General features: G+C 50.1%; 17 protein-coding genes. 2 read left to right on the forward strand and 15 right to left on the reverse strand.

Annotated features, from left to right (window positions below; translation table 11 throughout):
• Window positions 1-51 precede the first annotated feature (51 nt).
• Complete coding sequence (locus tag BSPA111_RS20865) at window positions 52-1242, forward strand: amino acid aminotransferase (RefSeq protein ID WP_183273050.1); 1191 nt, start codon at window positions 52-54, stop codon at window positions 1240-1242.
• Between the two features lie 167 nt (window positions 1243-1409).
• Here BSPA111_RS20865 and BSPA111_RS20870 read toward each other — a convergent pair whose 3' ends face one another.
• The 7 genes from BSPA111_RS20870 to cmoM form a co-directional block, all read right to left on the reverse strand.
• Complete coding sequence (locus tag BSPA111_RS20870; protein ID WP_183273051.1) at window positions 1410-2057, reverse strand: MBL fold metallo-hydrolase; 648 nt, start codon at window positions 2055-2057, stop codon at window positions 1410-1412.
• Window positions 2058-2097: 40 nt separating this feature from the next.
• Entirely contained in the window at window positions 2098-2646 is a 549-nt protein-coding gene (locus BSPA111_RS20875; RefSeq protein WP_183273052.1) for a YcbK family protein, read from the reverse strand.
• Between the two features lie 182 nt (window positions 2647-2828).
• Window positions 2829-4709: a L,D-transpeptidase gene (ldtD, locus tag BSPA111_RS20880; protein WP_183273053.1), complete on the reverse strand. Its 1881-nt coding sequence runs from the start codon at window positions 4707-4709 to the stop codon at window positions 2829-2831.
• A 161-nt stretch (window positions 4710-4870) separates the two neighbouring features.
• Window positions 4871-9319, reverse strand: coding sequence for a chromosome partition protein MukB (mukB, locus tag BSPA111_RS20885; protein WP_183273054.1), 4449 nt, complete (start codon window positions 9317-9319; stop codon window positions 4871-4873).
• The gene (gene mukE, locus BSPA111_RS20890; protein ID WP_183273055.1) at window positions 9316-10032 is read right to left on the reverse strand and encodes a chromosome partition protein MukE; all 717 of its coding nucleotides are present in this window, start codon (window positions 10030-10032) and stop codon (window positions 9316-9318) included. The genes mukB and mukE overlap by 4 nt, the downstream gene beginning before the upstream one ends.
• The gene (gene mukF / locus BSPA111_RS20895) at window positions 10013-11335 is read right to left on the reverse strand and encodes a chromosome partition protein MukF (protein WP_183273056.1); all 1323 of its coding nucleotides are present in this window, start codon (window positions 11333-11335) and stop codon (window positions 10013-10015) included. The genes mukE and mukF overlap by 20 nt, the downstream gene beginning before the upstream one ends.
• The gene (gene cmoM, locus BSPA111_RS20900; protein WP_183273057.1) at window positions 11328-12116 is read right to left on the reverse strand and encodes a tRNA uridine 5-oxyacetic acid(34) methyltransferase CmoM; all 789 of its coding nucleotides are present in this window, start codon (window positions 12114-12116) and stop codon (window positions 11328-11330) included. The genes mukF and cmoM overlap by 8 nt, the downstream gene beginning before the upstream one ends.
• A gap of 134 nt (window positions 12117-12250) precedes the next feature.
• Between cmoM and elyC the strand changes: the two genes are divergently transcribed.
• On the forward strand, window positions 12251-13027 hold the full coding sequence (gene elyC, locus BSPA111_RS20905; RefSeq protein WP_183273058.1) for an envelope biogenesis factor ElyC: 777 nt from the start codon (window positions 12251-12253) through the stop codon (window positions 13025-13027).
• Here elyC and BSPA111_RS20910 read toward each other — a convergent pair.
• The 8 genes from BSPA111_RS20910 to BSPA111_RS22725 all read right to left on the reverse strand — a co-directional run.
• On the reverse strand, window positions 13007-13900 hold the full coding sequence (locus tag BSPA111_RS20910) for a YcbJ family phosphotransferase (RefSeq protein WP_183273059.1): 894 nt from the start codon (window positions 13898-13900) through the stop codon (window positions 13007-13009). The genes elyC and BSPA111_RS20910 overlap by 21 nt on opposite strands.
• Window positions 13901-14083: 183 nt before the next feature.
• Window positions 14084-14830, reverse strand: a complete 747-nt coding sequence (kdsB, locus tag BSPA111_RS20915) for a 3-deoxy-manno-octulosonate cytidylyltransferase (protein ID WP_183273060.1) — start codon at window positions 14828-14830, stop codon at window positions 14084-14086.
• Window positions 14827-15009 (reverse strand): protein YcaR, encoded by a 183-nt coding sequence (gene ycaR, locus BSPA111_RS20920; protein ID WP_034494329.1) that lies wholly within the window; start codon window positions 15007-15009, stop codon window positions 14827-14829. The genes kdsB and ycaR overlap by 4 nt, the downstream gene beginning before the upstream one ends.
• A gap of 46 nt (window positions 15010-15055) precedes the next feature.
• Entirely contained in the window at window positions 15056-16291 is a 1236-nt protein-coding gene (locus BSPA111_RS20925) for a winged helix-turn-helix domain-containing protein (protein WP_183273061.1), read from the reverse strand.
• Between the two features lie 50 nt (window positions 16292-16341).
• On the reverse strand, window positions 16342-17325 hold the full coding sequence (gene lpxK, locus BSPA111_RS20930) for a tetraacyldisaccharide 4'-kinase (RefSeq protein WP_183273062.1): 984 nt from the start codon (window positions 17323-17325) through the stop codon (window positions 16342-16344).
• A complete protein-coding gene (gene msbA / locus BSPA111_RS20935; protein WP_183273064.1) occupies window positions 17322-19070 on the reverse strand; it encodes a lipid A ABC transporter ATP-binding protein/permease MsbA in 1749 nt (582 codons plus the stop codon). Before msbA ends, lpxK begins: the two co-directional genes overlap by 4 nt.
• A 36-nt stretch (window positions 19071-19106) precedes the next feature.
• The gene (locus BSPA111_RS20940; protein WP_255459314.1) at window positions 19107-21377 is read right to left on the reverse strand and encodes a ComEC family protein; all 2271 of its coding nucleotides are present in this window, start codon (window positions 21375-21377) and stop codon (window positions 19107-19109) included.
• A 184-nt stretch (window positions 21378-21561) separates the two neighbouring features.
• On the reverse strand, window positions 21562-21678 hold a 117-nt coding region (locus tag BSPA111_RS22725; RefSeq protein ID WP_255459265.1), incomplete at its 5' end, for a hypothetical protein.

The raw sequence follows: 21678 nt of genomic DNA on the forward strand, positions 1-21678 counted from the left end.
AGCAGTTAACCTGAGAGCGTTACTCCCTCGATATCACAATGGAAACTCGTCATGTTTGAGAACATTACCGCTGCTCCAGCTGATCCAATTCTTGGTTTGGCCGATCTGTTTCGCGCCGATGACCGTCCGACTAAAATTAACCTCGGCATTGGTGTTTATAAGGATGAAACGGGTAAAACTCCGGTTTTGACCTGCGTTAAAAAAGCAGAGCTTTATCTGCTGGAAAATGAGAACACCAAGAATTACCTCGGTATTGACGGTATTCCAGAATTTGGCAGTTGCACCCAGGAATTACTGTTTGGGAAAAATAATGCTCTGAGTGCAAATAAACGTGCTCGCACTGCACAAACCCCAGGTGGTACAGGTGCGCTGCGTGTTGCCGCTGATTTCCTCGCGAAAAACACCACCACTAAACGCGTTTGGGTGAGTAATCCAAGCTGGCCGAACCACAAGAGCGTGTTTAACTCCGCAGGGCTGGAAGTGTGCGAGTATGACTACTATGACGCACAGAACCACTCTCTTAATTTCGACGGCCTGATTAACAGCCTGCAAGCCGCACAAGCGGGTGATGTGGTGTTGTTCCACGGTTGCTGTCATAACCCAACCGGTATCGACCCTACGGCTGAACAGTGGAAAACGTTGGCAGAAATGTCATTGGCTAAAGGCTGGTTGCCACTGTTTGACTTCGCCTATCAGGGCTTTGCTCGTGGTCTGGAAGAAGATGCTGAAGGCCTGCGTATCTTTGCTGCAAGCCACAAAGAACTGATTGTTGCCAGCTCTTACTCTAAGAACTTTGGCCTCTACAATGAGCGCGTAGGTGCTTGTACGCTGGTTGCTGCTGATGCAGATACCGTAGATCGCGCATTCAGCCAGATGAAATCGGTTATTCGTGCCAACTACTCTAACCCACCAGCACACGGTGCATCTGTTGTTGCAACCATTCTGAGCAACGACGCGCTGCGTACAATTTGGGAACAAGAGCTGTCTGACATGCGTCAGCGTATTCACCGTATGCGCCAGCTGTTCGTGAATACGCTACAAGAGAAAGGCGCTAACCGCGACTTTAGCTTTATCATCAACCAGAACGGCATGTTCTCGTTCAGCGGCTTGACCAAAGAGCAGGTGCTGCGTTTACGTGAAGAGTTTGGTGTGTATGCCGTTGCTTCCGGACGTGTGAACGTTGCGGGGATGACGCCAGACAATATGGCTCCGCTGTGCGAAGCCATTGTCGCTGTGCTGTAATACCAGTCATTCTTCAAGCTGCTTATGCGTTGGCTGCACCCGCTCACCCCAGTCACTTACTTGTGTAAGCTCCTGGGGATTTACGGCTTTGCCGCCTTTAAGCAACTCGAATTATTTTGGGTATAGATCGTAGAAAAAAAGAGCCGCATTTCGCGGCTCTTTTTGTTTTACCAGACCGGTAATTCGTCTTGCAGGAAGGGATTATGCAAGCGCTCGTAGCCCAGAGTCGACAACGGACCATGGCCTGGAATAAACGTCACATCATCGCCAAGTGGCAACAGTTTACGTTTAATTGAGTCAATCAGTGCGGCGTGGTCGCCACGCGGGAAATCACTTCGCCCTACTCCGCCTTTGAAAATCACATCGCCGGAAATCAGTAACTGAGATTGCGCATCAAAGAAAACGACATGACCTGGAGTATGACCCGGGCAATGTAGCACTTGTAAGGCCACATTTCCCACCGATACGCTATCACCCTCATTCAGCCAACGATCTGGCGTCAGTGGCAAACACTCTTCAAGCCCAAACATTTGGCTTTGCGCCGGTAGGCCTTGCAGCCAGAATTCGTCTTCTTTTTCCGGCCCAATAACAGGAACACCGTAATGCTTTGCCAGTTCAGCGGCGGCTCCAACATGATCAAGATGGCCATGCGTTAACAGGACCTGCCTAACCGTCACGCCTTTCGTTGTGACTTGCTGGATGATTTTTTCAGCTTCGCCGCCTGGATCAATCACTGCTGCTTGCAGCGTTTCTTCACACCAAACTAATGAACAGTTTTGGGCAAACGCAGTGACCGGAATAATGTGATAGTTCATGACACTCCAATACCGGCAACAATCGCCGGATTCCGTTGTTTTACCAGTGCCTTAGTGGCCCGGTATCAATATGCACAAAGTTGCTGCTGGGGTAGTATCCTACACCACCTGCGCGCATAGATAATGCTGCTTTGCGAACATTGCTCAACGAAATCCCTTCAATATGGAAATCCATTGCCTGCCCTTTTGTGTGATAGCTTTTTTTCGCCACCCCACGACTGCGGGCTCGAAGTTCATTATTGGTGTCTAAAGAGCGATAACCTGATACCAGTTGCACAGGTTTGTTGGTCCCCAACAAACCTTGCAGGCGATAAAGCTGGTCGAATAGTTTAGGGTCGATAGATTTAATTTTATTCGCGCGAAAATCACGGAAGAAATGATTAAGTTTTGCTAATTCATCCTGAATATAGCCTTTACCATCGAAAAATTCGGCTTTTAATGACTCACCAGTATGCAAATTATTGAGAGTCAGAATGCGCGGGCGCGGTGTTGATAGCATAGCAAATGCTTGTGTTGGCAACAGCGAGGCACCTAAAGCCACGCCGCCCAACGCCAGCAGCTTGCGGCGGTTTGCGTCAAATTTGTCCATGATGTCCAGGTCTACATGTAAAAAACGATCGAATAATATGCACTTCAGGCGCACTGCCCGCACCTTAACTGCCAAAACAATATGAGTCAAGGCGCGCTAAAACCCATATAAACCGGGCCCTGTACAGGGCCCGGATGAGTTTCACAATTATTACGACCGCTAATTCATTAGAATTACTGCATTTACCGTATCAATAATTCAGCTTTCGACAGGATTTGTGCGCCAGATCGCGCGGCGAGATCATAATTGTAAATGTCTGTCCGATATTGCGTGCGGCCATCATCACCGACAAACGCGGTCAGATAGTAGAGATTGACCGGGATGGTCTGCCGAATGTTCACATACTTGGTGTTGCCATCTTTGAGCTGGCTGGAAATCCGTGCATCGTTCCAACCCGCATCTTGCAACAACATGTTTGCCAGTTCAGATGCTTTATTGACCCTTACGCAGCCAGAGCTCAGCGCACGCGCATCTTTCTGGAACAGGTTGTGATTCGGCGTGTCATGCAAATAGATAGCGTCAGAACTTGGCATATTAAACTTATAACGCCCTAACGAGTTATGAGCCCCAGGTTTTTGCTGGAAACGGAATGGCAAATTGCTGGCGGTGATGGTGCCCCAGTCGACGCGCCACGGGTCGATGGCCTCGGCATTGTTGCTCCAGCCACGCAGAACGCTATAACCATGTCTGTCGAGATAGCCAGGATCCTGATGTACTTTTGGCAGAATATCGTTGCGAGCAAGTGTCGGTGGCACATTCCACGGTGGGTTAACGACCACATTATTGAGCGCACTGCTCATCATTGGCGTTTTACGGTCAGGACGTCCAACAATAACGCGCGAAGCCAATACTTCACTGCCGTTAAGGTAATAGCTCAGCGAATAGTTAGGGATATTTACCATAATGCCGGTATCGAGTTTATTCGGCAGTAATCGCAAACGTTGAATATTTAACGCCACCAGTGAAGCTCGCTGTTGTGGCGTCATATTCAGCCAGTCACGTGTTAATTGCCCAATTGAGCCATCTACGCCCAGCCCCTGCCATTTCTGGAAGCGTTTCACCCCTTCCACCAGCTCTTTGCTGTATACACTTCGGACCGCTGGCATTGATTTCTTCTTCTTCCCGGCAACCGCAGCAGGTACCTGTTGAGCGATTTGCTCACTGTCTTGCTGAATGGCTGAAGGACTGACTGCAACATCGGCAATAGCCGTACTCGAGCGTGACGGAAGTGGTTTCGCAGACTCAGCTTGCAGCATGCCGGTGCGAGCCAGAATCTCTCTTAGCGCTGGAATATCATTGCTCCACTGGCCAGGGCGGAGCGTTTCGCTGCCAGTCAGCTGCGGCCATGGTCGCGAATCACTTAACAAATGCACCAATGATTGACGCAGTTTGGCGTATTGCGGATGCGATGGCGCAAGTGTTTCGACAAAATTCACCAGCGTTCCTTGATCAACCGCGACTTGCCATTGGTTAATCACAGAAATTGGCGGTGTTTGCATCTTGTAAGGCTTGGTGCCATACAACCAGCGATTACCTTCCGTTGGGATGCCATAAACAAATTGCAGATAACCCATCATCGCATCGGACAACACAATATCGCGGGTTAAACCGGTTACGGAAGGATCGGTCAGCAGCTCAACCCAGGTCGTGAATTGTGGTTGAATACCCGCAATCGCCAGCTCCGCGAGCTGTTGCTGGAAAGCCTTAACGGCATCGCGGTTCTCCCACATAGGCTTCATTTCGCGCGCAGCATAGAACGCTGAGAGGGCATTCAGGTAAACGGGTGTGTAACCCGTCGGCAAATGGGCGATCAGTTGAGAACGACTTTGCGCAGCAGACATGCCTGTCGAATTGAGTGGTAAAACGCCCACCATCGTAGCGGTAGCGGTAGATTGTGGTAGCGGCTGGTCTGGTGAATTTGCGGGTTCAATGCTCACCGCAGAACTGTCAGATTGTACGACTGCTGGCTCATCTGCATGCGCCATAAACAGTGGAGCGAAACTGAGTGCCAGCCCAAACGTAAGCGCTGACAGTCGAAAACCGTGCAATTTTGTAAGCAACATCCCTTGCCCCCTGTTTAAAACTTCATTTTTCGCCCAGATTTTCGCGCTGGGTTTTAATATCAGTATATAAACAGCGAATACTAATTGCCCGTATAAATGTAAATAAAATTAAAGATTAAGAACTTTCGAAAAAGAAAACGCGGGCCGTAGCCCGCGTTTCTTTATGATGCATCTAAGGTGTCAGCAACTGGCTCGGGAAGCGGTGGCGCAAAGCCTCGCAGCCCTACAACGTGAACATGTTCATGGTTCTGAACAACCTTACGTACCAGCTTATAGGTGGTACCTTTTTCTGGACTGATGTTCTCAGGTGCTGCAATGATCAGTTGCATTTCAAGGCGTTCGCACAACTCAAAGAGCGTAGCAATCGACTTCGCATCCAGTCGTGCCGCCTCATCGAGGAACAGCAAACGACATGGGGAGATGTCTTTACCACGCAGTCGACGGGATTCTTCTTCCCAGCTCTGAACCACCATCACCAGAATCGACATCCCGGTACCGATAGCTTCACCGGTGGACAACGCGCCACTTTCCGCACGCAGCCAACCATCCGAACCACGGTTAACCTCAACTTCCATTTCGAGGTAATTACGGTAATCCAGCAGTTCCTCACCGATCGTCTGCGGCGTACGCTGGCCCATATCAATTTGCGGATTCAGGCGTTGATACAGTTTCGCTAATGCTTCAGAGAAGCTCAGGCGATTGCTGTTAAACAGGTCCTGATGCTGCTCATGTTGTTCTGAAAGCACATCCAACAACATCGCATGAGTTTCACGCACGTTGACATTCAAACGCACACTGTTCACCTGGCCGAAGGAGACACTTTGCAGACCCTGGTTCAGCATGCGGATACGGTTTTGCTCACGCTGAATCGTCTTACGAATGATATTCGCCACACTGCGTGAACTGATCGCCAGTTTTTGCTCGCGTGAAGTCAACTCTTCCGTCAGACGGCTCAGTTCAATCTCCATCTGCTCGATAGCTTCAACAGGATCATCGGTACGGATAATGTCCTGACGAATACGTTCGCGAAGATGCTGATATACCGCAACAAAGAATTGAATCTTACGTTCAGGTCGCTTTGGATCTTCAGACATGCGCAGTACATCGCGCAGATGTTCGTTATCCGCAACAGCCAAACGCAGCGCACCCAATGCTTTATCCGAGATAGAACGTAGCTCGTCACCAGTGACATAAGCCAGTTCACGGCGATGCAGACGGCGCTCAACACCATTTTCTTTCACCATACGCATCACGGCACACCAGCCCGCTTTTGCGGTGACAACTTGTTCACGCATTTCAAAATAGCTGCGTTCCAGTTGCTTCAGTTTACGCGTCAGGTTACTCATCTCCGCTTCACACATCGTCAGCGCTTTTTCAAGCTGATTGCGGCGGCTACGGTTGGTGCTCAATGCCGTGTGTAATTCATCACGACGTGAGCGGGCACGCTCTTCAGCACCAATATCCGCACGTACACCGATGTCCTGGAGTTCTTTGTGCAGATCGGTTAATAGCTCTTTTTTGGTATCAAAGGAGCTTTTCAGCGACGCCATTAACTGGCTGAACTGACTTAATTGCTGTGCATGTTGACGCAATGCCTCGCGGGAGCGAGTACGTTCAGCTTCCGCTTGCTCCAGACGACTGCGCAATTTTTCGTTTAAATCACTGTTGCCATCGAGCATCGCAGCGGAGTCAGAATAACTGAAGTGCGCTCGACGTTGGACCACTTCAGTTAAGGCAAACGCCTGCTGACGAGCATCACGCTGCACTTGCTGCGCGTACTGATAATCTTCTTTTAGCTGTTCAAACTGCTCAGGGTCACTTTGCAGAACCGATGCTACAGCTTCAAGTTTCGCAAGTGGGTTACCAAACTGATGCAGGAAGCGTGCGGCTTCTTCCGCTTCGTCGAGACGTTCACGAATTTCATCACAGCGATCAGCCAGCGTTTCATCATTGAGTAAACTGATACGTGGCAACAGGCGGTTAAGTTGGTCAACCCCTTCTTTCGCCTGATCGTATTGCTGGCGCTGTTGCTGGTTGTCGTTTTCATGGTTGCTGATAGCACGCTCAACTTCACCACGGCGAGTGTTGAGCTGGCGAATCTCCGCTTCCGGGTCGTCATCAAAAGCCACACCCAAATGCTGGCCAATGAAACGACTGAATGCCTGGTGTAAACGCTGTGATTTCTGCACATCAAATGACAGTGTCGCGAAACGCTCTGCCAGGGTTTCGCGTTCTGCATGCAGGTTTTCAAGGCGGTTTTCACGTGCGGCTCGGCCAAATATTGGCAACTCAGGCAGACGAGAATAACGCCACTGGCGTTCAGCGGTTTTCACCAGAACGGCTGCGTTTAACTCTTCAACCGTAAAGACGTTGTCATCGAAGGAAGACGGGTCACCTTCGATGAGATAGAGGTCTTCCGGGCAATCTTCCAGGTTGTCTAATTGCTCGCGGACCAGCGACAAATCTGGCACCACAATGGCGTGACGCGACGGGCCATACAAAGCCGAGAAATAAGGAGCGTCGTCGAGGCTAATGTCGTCATAAATTTCTGACAACAGTACACCGCCAAAACGTTCAGCCAGCGCATTTAAACGTGGATCTTCGGCACCGCCTGGTTGGCTAAGGCGTTCGATCTCTTCGTCAATGGCACGTTTACGCGCACCGACTTCATCACGTTCAACCGTGACGTCACGCTCACGCTCAAGCAATTGCTGCATGTATTCGGTCACATGCTGACTGCTTTCAAACTGCTCGTGAGTCTGCTCGCACAGTTGATTGAGACTGGTTTGTGCTGCCAACCAAATTGGCGCACGCAGTGTCAGACGTTTGATGCGAGCCTGGATCTGCTCTTGTTCCTGACGCAGATTTGCACGTTGATCGCTTGCATCAGATACACGTTGCTGCAAGGTTTCGATACGATCGGTGAGCTCTTCATGCAACACCTCCAGATCTTCAGGATCAAAGTGTTTACCCTGGCGCTTGCAGAATTCAGCGAACATGCGTTCAGCTTCTTGCTGCTCGCGTAGACGTTGCTCAAGTTCATTGAGACGCGCTCTGAGCGGCTGAACTTGCTCCATCAAATGGCGTTGGTTATTGCTGTCACGCAGTAATTCACGTGCAACGCTCCACGCTTCACTGCGACTCACAGGGCCATTAATAGCGGTAACAAGCTGATAAGCATGTTCAAACTGGCTATGTGCCGTTTGTGCCACACTCATTTTCTGCTCAAGCGTCAGCAGTTTTTCTGTCGTTTCCTGCTCTTTTGCCTGGAAAGTCTCTAACCATTCTTCCGCGCTTTCGGCGGTCAGGTCAGGCAAATGGCACAGTGAACGCGCACGTTCCAGAGCCTGCAACGCTTGTTGATACTGAATGGCTCGCGTTTGCTGAACATCAAGCGCTTGCTGGTAATCGGCAAGCTGGCTTTTCAGCTCATCCACTTCCAGCTCAGCAGCTTCTGCACGGGCTTCATTCTCTTCTTGCTGCTCGGAGGCTTCAGCAACAATTTCATTTTGTTCTTCGAGGCGCATTTGCAGTTCGTCGAGGTCAGCTTCATAACGCTCGATTTTTTCCTGCTGGCGAATCGCCGTTTGCACCAGGTTCAGGTGGTCGCTGGCCGCCTGATAATCCGTTTCCAGATCCCCTTCTGCACCGCTATGTTCAGCCAGTTCACGCGCCATTTCGACATGTTTATATTGCTCAGCAGCCAGTTGCTTACGGCTGGTGAATAATTCACGACGGAACTCGAGCGCTTTATCCAGGTGGATGCGGCGTTCATTGGCATGACGCATGTAATCTGCCGCCACATAGTTGGTGGCTTCCGAAATCAAATGCTTAAACAGATCACGGTCTGACTGAGTGACGCGAATCGCTTCCAGGGTCATGCGGTTTTCGCGCAATGCGGCTTCCATGTCCTGGAAGGCCTTACGCACACCACCGTTTTCGGGCAACAGGTAGTCGCGTAGCGAGCGGGTGATGGCGCTGGAAATCCCGCCGTACAGCGAGGCTTCGATCAGTCGGTAGTACTTGCTACGATCCGAGGCGCTACGCAGACGACGCGCAACAATCCCCAAATCGAACATCAGTGAGTGGTAATCGGTAATCGAGTTGAACTGCTTAAACTGAACGCCTTCGATGGCTTCCACTTTATCTTTCAGTTCTTGCAGGCTCAGTACGCGAGCCTGGCGTTCATTAAGCGTTTCCGTCAGCAGTTGCGTAGGCTGAATGGAAGTAGGTAATCCCTGAATCGCGAACGGTTTGATATCGACTTTACGATCGCGGCCCGCCACTTGTTGCAGACGCACACCGACGACAACCCGCTGGTGGCGCGAGTTAACGACATCAAGCAGTGAGTAACAGACGCCAGCTTTTAACTTACCATGCAGACCCTTGTCGCGCGAACCGGATGTCGCCCCCGCTTCCGTGGTATTACGGAAGTGCAGCAGCGTTAAATCGGGAATAAGCGCCGTAACAAATGCCGCCATGGTGGTGGATTTACCGGCACCGTTACCGCCAGAAAGTGTTGTTACCAGTTCATCTAAATCAAAAGTACGCGCGAAGAAACCATTCCAGTTAATCAGCGTTAGTGAGCGAAATTTTCCGCGTTCAATCATTCCTGTTCATCCTCCGCGTTATCCTGAACAGCTTGCGACTCTTCAGTTTCATCATTGAGTTGCAAACGAGTTTCTACCGGCATCGCTTCACCATCGCGGATCATGCGTAATTGCGCTTCACGCGCGTCATCACCGGCGCGCACATCGGCGCCAAAGCGGAATACAGATTCAGAGATACGGAATTTGCTGCTGTCGTGTCCCATAAACCAGATCATGCCGAGGCGGCGTAAACGGGTTAACGAAGCACGGACTTTTTCTTGCAGTTTTTGGCGATCCAGATCTGAGCCAGTAGAACGGTTATTCACAAGTTTGAGTAACTTGTTTTCATCCGCAAGTGTTAACAGCTCATCGTACAGTTCTGCCTGCGTGAAGATACCTTCGTTTGCCAGGCGCTCCGGGCTGAGATAGAGGTAGCAAAGAATTTTACCGACCATCATATCCAGTTCGGACAGCACAGAACGTGGAATCAGCGTGGTGGAGCGCGGGCGCAAATAGAAGAAACCTTCCGGGGCGCGAATCAACTCCACGTTATAGCGGGTGTAAAACTCTTCCAGTTCATCCTGGAAATCCATCAAATAGGCATGATTATCGAGCTCATCAAGCCCAACGTGCCTACCTGCGCGTAATTGGCTATCGAGTGCCGGAAATAACGGATTGGCCAACGCCTGTGCCAGTTTTACCGGCATCACTTTTTCAATATTTGTTGATGACATGCGCCTGTACCTTGGCTCCGTAATCGTTAATTGCCTGCCAGTGTGGCGGCAAGCCAGTAAAATCTGCTTCAGCCACACCCAGACGTACCGCCTGGTCGACTACGATTCTCGCCACATCAAAATGGCGGGCGCGTGGGTATTGCGCCAGATAGTCCCGCATTACTACGCCTAAATCTAGCGGCACTTGTCTGGTTTTGTAGACTTGCAGCGCAGCCTCGATCATTGCGGCAAGTTGCTCGCGGATTTCATTGAATTCTTCGAATTCCAGATCGCTTGGCAGTTCACCCGTTACTTCATCATCACGTAACGCCATTTCTTCATCGCGCATATCCAGTAAGCGATCGGCATTGGCATACGTCAGCGCCCATGGCGCATCGAAATAGTTCTGTACCGAAACACGCAAACGCTGTGCAAAGACACGGTTTTTATCCATGTCGATAGCGGTACGAATGAATTTATGAACGTGGCGGTCGTAACCTATCCACAAGTCGATTGCCTGTTGGCCCCAACTGACGATACGGTCGAGTTTGCTTTGCAAATCAAACACCAGACGGTCAACAAAGTGCAGATCATCACGTCCCAGTATTGCATCCTGAATACGCAACAGATTCGCCTGCAATTTATCACCCGCCGCTTCCAGGGTGTCTTGCAATTCTCGTAATGTGCCGGAGGTTTCCGACAACAACATTTCGCAACTGGAAATGGCAGCACGCCAGTCTTTGTTCAGGAGTTGCGCGATATCATCCTTAACCTGTTGCTGGTGCTCATCCATGATGCGCTGGGTGAGATCGATGCTGTCGAAAATCTCAGCAACCGAGTATTTCAGAGGGGCAAAGACGTTACGGTGCCAGTGGAATTCATCACCACCTTCATTTGCCGAATCGGCGGCACGTTTCAGTTCACCAGCCACAATCGACAATTGCATCGATAAACGCAGAGTCGAAAATTCACGTTGGCGAATGTAGTAATCTGTAATACCAATGCCGAGCGGAGTCAGGCGATAAATCGCATTGCCTTCATTGATTTCGCTGACAAAACGGTTAAGCAAACGCTGGCGCACCATATCATTGATGGCATTATTGGCACGAACGTTAATGGTTTCGCTGGTCTGCTCAAAACCGTCACTTACGTGACGGAAAGCATCAATCAGTTCACCTTCACTCATCTCACCGTCGAGCCGCTCACCATTTAACGTGGCGATCGCCAACAGAAACGTCAAACGCTCTGTGGGTAGCGAAATCGAATAATCATTTTTCCTGGCCCAGGCAACCAGTTCCGGCACTGTCTGGGAAACATCACTCATAATTTGTCCTTGGCTCAAGCGGCTTGATAGCTGTCACGTGGATATAGCGGCCGAGGCTCACAAAAGGCTCCTGCCGGCAATAACGCGTTTCAAGTTCAAGCAAATCGTCAAAACCATCGCGTTGTTTGTGCTTATCGCGCAAGTAGTCGTGGAACACTCGCACACCGGTTTTACCGGTAATCTGCCAGCCAATTTGCTCCAGCCAGTGATAAACCTGTTCTGGCTGCAGCGGATTGTCAGGCGAAAGTGTTTTTCTCTTATTCTTTTTCATACCCTGAAGAACATATTCGAAGTTACCGACAAACATGTTTCGCATCAGCAGGCCGTTAGCATTGTAGAACATCAGGGATAAAGCACCGCCAGGTGCAAGATTGTCCCACAAAGTTTTAAGCACAGCTTGCGGGTCGACGACCCATTCCAGCACAGCGTGAAACAATATCAGATCAACCGGTTTTTCCAAATGTTGACCAATATCCTGGGCTGCGGAATGTATGAATTGCATGTTGCTGCTCACACCTTTTTCACAGGCCAGGGCCTGAGCGCGGGAGATCATCTCAGCAGAAACATCACAAAGCAGCACGTCATGGCCACGTTCAGCGAGACCACACGCGGTTTGCCCTTCGCCGCCGCCCGCATCCAACACGCGTAATTTTTCAGGTAACGTGGCAAGCAAAGCATCAAGATCTTGCCACAAGATGGCCTGGCGGAGCTGTCCTTTAGTTGTACCGTAGATGTTGCGTGAGAACTTCTCAGCAATGTCGTCAAAATTGCGGTCACGCACGGGTACGGCTCCATGGGGGAAAGGGTTCATCTAAGAAAGTCGCTATTTTGGCACAGCCGAGCCAAGAATGAACCCGTCTGGTGTAATATCACCCGCGTTTACCTGCTGTATGGCTAAAAAAGGACCCATAATTCATGCTTTTTATCCTGAAAAAATATATCGGCGGGCTGCTGCTCCCCTTACCCTTTTTGTTAATGCTTATGGGCCTTGCACTTTGTTTGCTTTGGTTCAGCCGTTGGCAAAAGAGCGCAAAAGCGATATTAAGTGTGAGTTGGTTAGTTTTGCTGCTGATTAGCCTACAGCCAGTGGCAGACAAAATGCTCAAACCCATTGAAGACAGCTACCCAACCTGGCGCGGTAGCGAAAAAGTGGATTACATCGTGGTGCTTGGCGGGAGCTATACATGGAACCCGGAATGGGCACCAAGCTCTAATCTCATCAACAATAGTTTACCGCGCGTAACCGAAGCGATTCGCCTATGGCAGGCAAATCCCAGTGCAAAAATGATCTTTACTGGCGCGCGTGCGATTACAAATCCAGTCAGTACGGCAGAAGCTGGTGCTCGGGTTGCGGAGAGTTTAGGTGTGCCGCGTTCGCAGATAATCGTGTTGGACTCGCCAAAAGATACCGAAGAAGAAGCGGCTGCGGTGGCAAAAACTATCGGTCAGCAGCCATTCTTGTTGGTGACTTCCGCATCTCACTTGCCACGAGCGATGATTTTCTTCCGCCATGCTGGGTTGAATCCGCTCCCCGCTCCTGCCAATCAATTGGCCATTGCGTCGCCACTTAATCCATGGGAGCGAATTATCCCAGCACCGATTTGGTTAATGCACAGCGATCGCGCCATTTACGAAAGTGTGGGGCGTGTCTGGCAATGGTTAAAAGGATCGTCAGGAGATCCAGGGCAGTAAGTTTTTCGACGCAATATCAAAAGCGGGTCGATTAAGTCGGCCCGACTGTAACAGCTGCGCTACGCAATCCCACAGGACGTACATCCACCGCCGCCATAAGAACGACTCAGCAACGGGTGCTCGTTGTAAATAATGCCAAAGCAAGCTTTCCGACTGCCCTTGTTCATACAGGCGGAATATTTCATATTCACGCGGTGCCCAAAGCATCATACCAGGATTGACCATTGCCAGTAATTGGTCGCTGCGCCCGTCTTTCAGCATGCTGCTGAGCGTAAAATTGCCGTGTACCAACACGCAATTATCGTTGAAATCTTCGAATAAGCGCGGCAAACATTCGCGGGTACGGAACAGGATCCGACGATCCTGCATGGTCAGGCCATTATTGGGGTATTGATTGAGGGTTGCCCACAGCGTTTCGACACGCTGTCGATACCATGAAGGCCAGATATTCTCTTGAGTGCTGTCGACGTTACCGACACAACCCCGGCTATCGACACGATGCCAGGCGAGCAGCCCTTCCACGATTTGGTCTTTAAGAGGCTCCCAGCGATCAGGCGTGCGGGTGGGCGCTTCGACCGGTACACCACGTAAGCGTTCCATTAAAAGGACATCTGGCCCCGGCGTGTCATCATGCGTCACCACACCGTAAACCACAGGCAAACGCACCGTGCCGGATCGTGCAAGCATGGACATTTTCCAGGCAAGTTGCGCAGCAACACCTGGAATGCTAAAACTTTTCGCCAGCAAAGACATCGCATTCCCGTCGCTGTCATACAGCGACCATAGGGCGGTGTTTGGCTGTTCGTTGATACATTCGATCCGGCTTAGTTTTTCACCCAGCAGATGACTCAATTCCTTGCGTAGCAACTCCATGACTCATTACCCCTTACAACACTGGTGTTTTTATAATGAGCTTGCTGGCACAGGATGTCATCACCTCAGATCAATATGCCTTGAGATAATAAAAAAACCGGCATTTTGCGCCGGTTTTTTATGCATGGACATGATTTACTCAATCTACGTTGAAGAAGTCGAGTTGCAACCACACCAGATCAGTTAGCGCATCGCCTGACGGACACGTTCTAAATCTTCAGGCGTATCAACGCCAATACTCGGCACCTCTTTCGCGACGGCAACATGGATTTTTTCACCATTCCACAGCACACGCAATTGTTCGAGCATCTCGATTTGTTCGAGCTGGCTTGGCTCCCAGGTCACATAGCGACGAATGAAACCTGCGCGGTAACCGTAGATACCAATGTGGCGCAGCAGGGTATCACCTATCGTTTCACGAGACTGCGCAAAACGGTCTCTGTCCCATGGAATCGTCGCACGGGAGAAATAAAGCGCATAGCCCTGTGCATCCATCACCACTTTTACCGCGTTCGGATTGAATGCTTCTTCCGCTGAGTCGATTGGCACCGCAAGAGTTGCCATACCTGCCTGACTATTTGCCAGATTGCTGGCAACCTGGCGAATGATAACCGGAGGAATCATCGGCTCATCACCCTGCACATTCACAATCACGGTATCATCGCTAAAATTATATTTTTCAATAACTTCAGCAAGTCGTTCCGTACCTGAATGGTGATCAGCTCGCGTCATGCACACTTCGCCACCTGCCGCTTCAACGGCACGAGCAACATCTTCATGATCGGTTGCAACAATAATACGATCGGCTCCCGATTCACGGGCACGTTCCAGAACGTGCACCACCATTGGTTTACCGTTAATGTCTTTTAGCGGCTTGCCCGGCAAGCGGGTGGAAGCGTAGCGAGCAGGAATGATTGCCACAAAACTCATGGGTTAGTCTCGTCAGAAGTCAGAACTCGGGCTTCAGTTTCCAGCAGCACTGGGATGCCATCGCGCAGAGGAAACGCCAGATGATCAGGTTTGCAGATAAGCTCCTGCTTTTCCTGATTAAAGTAGAGCTTGCCGTTACAAACCGGGCAAGCGATGATTTCAAGTAATCGATGATCCATGGTTACTCCAGAATGGCCGCCATCAAAAGCGAAAGAATAACATAACTCACGCACTCTCCTGGCTAATTTCCCAACCTTCCCCCCATGATGAGGCGAATGCCGCTGGAATATTGCCAAGGCGAATCTGCTTAGCACCTTGCCAATGAGCAAATTCAGTAAACGCAGTGCGCAGGCTCTTTATCAAGGACTGGTTCGGCTTAATGCCGTCCTCAAGATACAGACTGATAATTTCAAGCTCTTCAATTTTACGATGCATTTTTGCATCGATTCGCCCTACAATTCCCCCTTGATGCAGCAATGGCAGAACAAAATATCCGTATTTGCGTTTTTGGGCAGGGGTATAGCATTCAAGGCGATAAGAGAAGTTAAAGAGTGTTTCGGCGCGCTTGCGATCCCAAACAACAGGATCAAATGGTGATAACACTGCCGTGTGAGTGGCACGCAAGGTGTTTTGTTCTGCTTGAGCCAACAATGGGAACTGGTCGCAGTGCAGCCACATTTCGCCAATGTCCTCAACGTTAACCAGCATGGCGCTGCCATTTTCCTGCCATTTGGCGAGCAACGGCTTGAGGGATACTTTCTTCAACCGGTAATAATCAGCCAACCATTCAGGGCGAAAAATGCCGAGACTGCGCGCACTGTTTTCCAGCATCTGCTGTTCGGCATCATGCTGATGAATAAGATGCAAATCATCATTCCAGTGCGGTAATACGCGCGAGGTCAGATCATAAACACGCTGAAAATTGCGCCGTTCGATCACCATGACTTTCCCGGCCGTGAATAACCCCTCAAGGTGTTTCTTATGAGGCTTCCACTCCCACCACCCGCTCGCGCCTTTGCGTGGATGTTCAAAGTCAGCAGAACGTACCGGACCATTGTGCTCAATATAAGCCAGGAGTTTCTCTATCTCTTCCGCATGCTCGATCATCCATTCAGGACGATATTTCCAACCCATATTTTCGGGATTAAGCATCCGATGACGAATTAGAGAAAAATCTTTTCTCGGTAAAAAACATGCTTCGTGTGCCCAATACTCCATTAAATCGCCGTTAAGCAAAGCATCATCCAGCCAGTTTTGCGGATATTGACCTAAGCGACTGAATAACACCAGATAGGGGCTTCGAGCGACAATGTTGATGGTATCGATCTGGAGTAACGACATGCGGTTAATGGCCGCGACAACATCGGTAGATTTTGTGCAGCGGCGGGGCTTGAGGAGCAAACCCTGCGCCGAGAGATGGAGGTTACGAGCAGCACGTAAAGTCAGTTGCGGTACGGACATAAAAGAGTCCTGTATTTAGCAAACTCGAATTCTGGTGCGGTAAATAAGGTTTATCGCACCAGCGCCAATAATGACTGCAATAACGCATCGGCTTGTGGTTGTGCCAGATGGGCATTCACCGGCAAAAACCACCAGTTATCGTGACCGGTAGCGAATGCGCGGCATTTCACTGCGTCTTTTTCAGTCATTAACAGGGTTTGGCCCGGCTGCACTAATTTCACGACGTCATTTTCACTTAGAGCCTGATGGTCTGCGAGACTGACGGTTTTCATCGGGGTCAAACCACATTGCTGTAAAGTAGCGAAAAAACGCGGAGGATGGCCAATTCCAGCCATAGCGACCACTTTTTCCAGCGTATGCACTGGGCGGCGTTCGCCAGTCAGCAAATTAACTGCGTTGTCTGGCTGCAATGTCATGCTGATTTCCCCCGGCTGAGCTTCACCACCATTGGTGATGATTGCATCAACAGAGGCCAGACGCCCCGTTCGTTCGCGCATCGGCCCGGCAGGAAGCCACCAGCCATTGCCAAAGCGTCGAATCCCATCAACAACCACGATTTCTTTGTCACGCGCTAACGCATAGTGCTGCAAACCATCATCTGTGATGATCAGCTGCGGTTGTGCTTTTTCCACTAACATTTGCACGGCTTCACTGCGGCGCGGGGCTACAGCAACAGCAGCGCCAGTACGCAGATAGATCAGTACAGGCTCATCGCCTGCCTGGGAGGTAGTCGTATTATCATCGAGCAACAAGGGATAGTGTTCAGCTTTACCGCCGTAACCACGGGAGACCACCCCAACACGGATACCACGCTGCTGAAGTTGTTCAACCAACCATATCACAACAGGTGTTTTTCCATTACCACCGGCTGTCAGATTGCCCACCACCACTACCGGCACCGGAGCACGCCAGGACTTTTTTAATCCTAACCGGTAGCAAAGACGTATTGCACCGCTCACCAGGCCATACAGCCAGGCGAGCGGTAAGAGCAAAAGGTAGAGGGGGGATTTTCCCGACCAAATGCGTTCTATCATGAGCCGAATTGCATTCTATGTAGTTGGGCGTAAACCCCACGATGCTCAATCAACTCTGCGTGAGGACCGCGTTCCACGATACGTCCATCTTCCACCACCACAATTTCATCAGCCTGTTCAATGGTTGATAAACGGTGAGCAATGACCAGCGAAGTACGGTTTTTCTGCAGTTCATCCAACGCAGCCTGAATGGCACGTTCTGACTCTGTATCTAAAGCGGAGGTCGCTTCATCGAGAATCAGAATTGGGCTATCACGCAATAATGCACGCGCAATCGCAATACGCTGGCGTTGACCACCCGAGAGCAATACGCCATTTTCACCAATAATCGTATCCAGGCCATTCTCCATCTTGCTAATGAAGTCCATGGCATACGCCATACGCGCAGCATTTTCAATGTCGGCACGGCTGTACTGTTGAGTACGCGCATAGGCAATATTGTTAGCAATGGTGTCATTGAACAAGTGAACGTTTTGCGAAACGAGAGCAACCTGATTACGCAGAGAAGATAAGGTGTATTCGCGAATATCTACCCCATCAATCGTAATGTTACCTTCCTGAATATCGTAGAAACGCGTCATCAGGCTGGCGATTGTTGACTTACCGGAACCGGAACGACCAACCAATGCCACCGTCTTACCGGCAGGTATATTGAGGTTGATCTTACGCAGAGCTGGTACTTCGCGGCCAGGATAGGTAAAGGTCACGTCACGGAATTCAACATCGCCTTTAGCACGTTCAATCACACGCGTCCCTTCGTCTTTCTCTTGTTCCGAATCAAGAATAGAGAACAGAGTCTGGCACGCAGCCATACCACGCTGGAATTGGGCGTTGACGTTAGTCAGTGATTTCAGTGGACGCATCAATGCAATCATTGAAGAGAACACAACGGTAATCGTACCGGCGGTCAACGTTTCCATCACACTCGGGAAACTCGCAGCATAAATCACGAAGGCCAGAGCCAGAGAAGCAATAAGCTGAATGATTGGGTCAGATATGGACGAAGCAGAAACCAGTTTCATCCCCTGACGACGCATACGGTTACTGACGTTATTGAAACGTTCAGTTTCCACTTCCTGGCCACCGAAGATCAGGACTTCTTTATGGCCTTTCAGCATTTGCTCAGCACTGGTGGTGACTTGCCCCATCGTGTTTTGCATATTTTTGCTGATATTACGGAAACGTTTGGAAACCATACGAATCGCAAAGGAAACGATGGGAGCCAGTACAATCAGGATTAACGAAAGCTGCCAGCTATACCAAAACATCAGCACAAACAGGCCGATGATGGACGCGCCTTCACGTACAACGGTGATTAACGCGCTCGAAGATGAGGAAGCAACCTGTTCAGAATCGTAGGTAATACGTGAGAGCAGCGTGCCCGTGGATTGTTGGTCAAAGAACGCAACCGGCATCCCCATCATGTGGCTGAACAAACGACGGCGCATGTTCATGACAACCTGCCCGGAAACCCAGGAGATGCAATAGCTGGAGACGTAGCTCGTTACACCGCGAAGCACCATTAGTCCGATAACAACCAGCGGCATCCATAGCAGCACTGATTTATCCGTTTTTCCAAAACCATCATCAAGTAACGGCTTAAGCAAAGACAACATATAGGTATCACTGGCAGCGTTCAGGATTAACGCAATACCTGCCACAATCAGACCCGGCTTGAAAGGAGCAATCATCGGCCAGAGGCGGCGGAAGGTCTGCCATGTGGAAAGATCTTTATCGTTATGCATTCAGTAAACCAGCATTAGATGAAATAGCCGCATATTCTACCCATTATCCTGGGATACACCAAACCACTGATGATACCAACGGGGTGAAATTTGTTCTCTGAAGCTATTGATTTGCCATTTATCACTATTTATATCGATAGTGAGCTGGCCTGATTGCGCCGTGCTGTACCATTTATACCCTTGAGATTTGTAGCGTTGAACCACTTTCCCGGAAGGCAAATGCCATGCGTTGTAGCGCGATGTTGATGCAAGCGCTGCGCTTGCGGAAACGGCACGCAACAGCGGTGCGCTAGATGATGTGCGGCTTCCATGATGTGGAACCTGAATAATATCAGCATGTAAGATACCCCACCGCCCCTTTAGCATAGCCAATTCTGCCTCAGCTTCCACATCACCGGTCAATAAAATCCGAAAATGCCCGTCACTGACCATCACTACACATGAACCATTATTACCCGTCATTACCGGCTGAGTTGGGGGCCATAACGCGGTAAACTGCAATCCCCGCCATTGCCACTCCTGCCCTTGAAAACAGGGATGATGCCCTGCCCATCGCAGCGGGCTGAGAATTTTTAAACTGGGCCATTCGTTCTGCAAACTGTTTAAACCACCGCGATGATCAAGGTGCTCGTGGCTAATGACAACTTGCTCGGGGGTAAGATTGTGCCAGCGCAACCATGGAATGATCACTTGCTGAGCAGCATCGCCACCAGGCCAGGCATTCCCGGTATCGTAGAGTAAAACTTTTCCCTGCCGAATAAAGGCAATAGCCAGCCCGTGTCCAACATCCAGCATCGTGATTTGCCATGCGTCGTCTTTTTTCTCCGTCCGTATTGTTGAAACAACCAGAGATATCAGTAGAGATATCAATGACAGATAAGAACTGCGCCATAACGATAACCGATGGATGATGACTGCAATCCAGCCACTCAGGCTCAAAAGCTGGAAACGTTTATCCACTTCCCTCCAGCCGTCAGGAAGCAGTGACAATGAAGTAAAAAGCAGCGCCAGCAGACGATCAACACCCCACCACAAATGCTCACCTAACCACGGAATAGTGGTTAGCACTAACCCCGCCAACAGCAATGGAACAACAGCGAAAGTAATCAGCGGTACTGCGAGTAAATTCGCGATTAACGCACTGAGGCTAACGCCGTGGAAAATGAAAATTTGGAGAGGCATCAGCAAAAGCATGATGCCAATTTGTAAGTGCAGTAACGAAAGTAGGTAGCGATATAAGCCTTTTGCCTCAGCAACAAACCCTGGAAGCTGCATCCATTGATACCAGAAAATCAGTGATGCAACAGCCAGTACCGATAGCCAAAAGCTGTCAGACAAAACAGTCAGAGGGTCATAAATCAGAATGCCCGAGATACAGCAAAGCCAGACCTCCCACCCGGACCAACTTCGGCCCTGAAGCCGCAAAAAAAGCCAGATAACGACCCCAATCAGCGCTCTTACCGCCGGAGGATTTCCACCCGCGAGCCAGGTATAAACGCCCGCCGCGATAAGACTGGCGAGTAAAGGCATTCTGAAATGAATTCGATATGCAGGAAAACTCAGCTGTATCACGCGGGCTATTAGCCAGCCAACCATCGCAGCCAGCGAGATATGCATCCCTGAAATGGCCATAAGGTGTGCCGTTCCGCTCTGGCGAAGTAAGTTTTTCTGCTCATCACTCACTCCTGAGCGGTCGCCAAATGCTAATGCCAAAATTACGCCTTGATATGGCAGCGATTGAGATGCGAGTTTAACAGCAGCCATCCATTGCGCGCGTAAACTGCATTGCCGCGTGATCGGCTCAGCCGAGATAATTCGTGCGCTCAAAGGCTGATGCTGTGCAAGAGCATATCTTTGACTATCAAATCCCCCGTCGTTCAGTTGACCATGTACTGGTCGCAGTTGCAGTTTCATGCGCCAGCGTTGTCCAGCACAGACGCTGCCCGGTAAGTAGCTGTCCCGGCTCCTGACACCGACAGGGGGAAATATGAGCCTCCCCTCTACCGAAGCCATTTCCCAATCGTGGTTTTGCTTGCCATCCGTACTCGTCATTACCGCATCAACCGTAATAGGTTTAGCGGTCCATTGTTCAAAAGGCGCCAGGCTTTCCCTTGCGTTGAATAGCGCCCAGCAAAAACACAACAGACCAAAAGCAACATAGCGTGCAAACAGGCGAGGAATGAGCCCCAAACAGAATGCCGCAAAGAAAATTGCTGTGATAATTGGCAGTCCAGGAATACTGGGCAACCACAACAGCGGCTGGATACCAATAATTGCACTGAAACATAATCTGATTGTATTTCTCACGCCACTCTCCTTGTTGAAGTGAGTGTGGAGTATCAAAAAGATATCGTCAGCTACGGATAACTTGTTCTACGAGGAGGGTTCCAGGCTTTCGGCGCCGAATGTAATACGGCCGAGATATTTGCGGGCAGCATCGAAAACTGTGATTTTGAGCATAAAAAAACGGCACCCGTAGGTGTAATGCCAGTCAGTTAAGCAACTGACTGGCATTTTTGTTCCTGGCTTTACCATATTTATGTGGCCTTTCCTTCACCACCCTCGGGAAGGCTCTTTCTCTTCTTATCGGTAACTTCACCATCTGCGC

Source organism: Buttiauxella sp. A111 (assembly GCF_014189855.1).
Taxonomy (GTDB): Bacteria; Pseudomonadota; Gammaproteobacteria; order Enterobacterales; family Enterobacteriaceae; genus Buttiauxella; species Buttiauxella selenatireducens.

Coding starts and splice junctions, on each gene's coding strand:
- BSPA111_RS20865 (WP_183273050.1), top strand. CDS start 52: ATGTTTGAGAACATTACCGCTGCTCCAGCTGATCCAATTCTTGGTTTG.
- BSPA111_RS20870 (WP_183273051.1), bottom strand. CDS start 2,057: ATGAACTATCACATTATTCCGGTCACTGCGTTTGCCCAAAACTGTTCA.
- BSPA111_RS20875 (WP_183273052.1), bottom strand. CDS start 2,646: ATGGACAAATTTGACGCAAACCGCCGCAAGCTGCTGGCGTTGGGCGGC.
- ldtD (WP_183273053.1), bottom strand. CDS start 4,709: ATGTTGCTTACAAAATTGCACGGTTTTCGACTGTCAGCGCTTACGTTT.
- mukB (WP_183273054.1), bottom strand. CDS start 9,319: ATGATTGAACGCGGAAAATTTCGCTCACTAACGCTGATTAACTGGAAT.
- mukE (WP_183273055.1), bottom strand. CDS start 10,032: ATGTCATCAACAAATATTGAAAAAGTGATGCCGGTAAAACTGGCACAG.
- mukF (WP_183273056.1), bottom strand. CDS start 11,335: ATGAGTGATGTTTCCCAGACAGTGCCGGAACTGGTTGCCTGGGCCAGG.
- elyC (WP_183273058.1), top strand. CDS start 12,251: ATGCTTTTTATCCTGAAAAAATATATCGGCGGGCTGCTGCTCCCCTTA.
- BSPA111_RS20910 (WP_183273059.1), bottom strand. CDS start 13,900: ATGGAGTTGCTACGCAAGGAATTGAGTCATCTGCTGGGTGAAAAACTA.
- kdsB (WP_183273060.1), bottom strand. CDS start 14,830: ATGAGTTTTGTGGCAATCATTCCTGCTCGCTACGCTTCCACCCGCTTG.
- ycaR (WP_034494329.1), bottom strand. CDS start 15,009: ATGGATCATCGATTACTTGAAATCATCGCTTGCCCGGTTTGTAACGGC.
- BSPA111_RS20925 (WP_183273061.1), bottom strand. CDS start 16,291: ATGTCCGTACCGCAACTGACTTTACGTGCTGCTCGTAACCTCCATCTC.
- lpxK (WP_183273062.1), bottom strand. CDS start 17,325: ATGATAGAACGCATTTGGTCGGGAAAATCCCCCCTCTACCTTTTGCTC.
- msbA (WP_183273064.1), bottom strand. CDS start 19,070: ATGCATAACGATAAAGATCTTTCCACATGGCAGACCTTCCGCCGCCTC.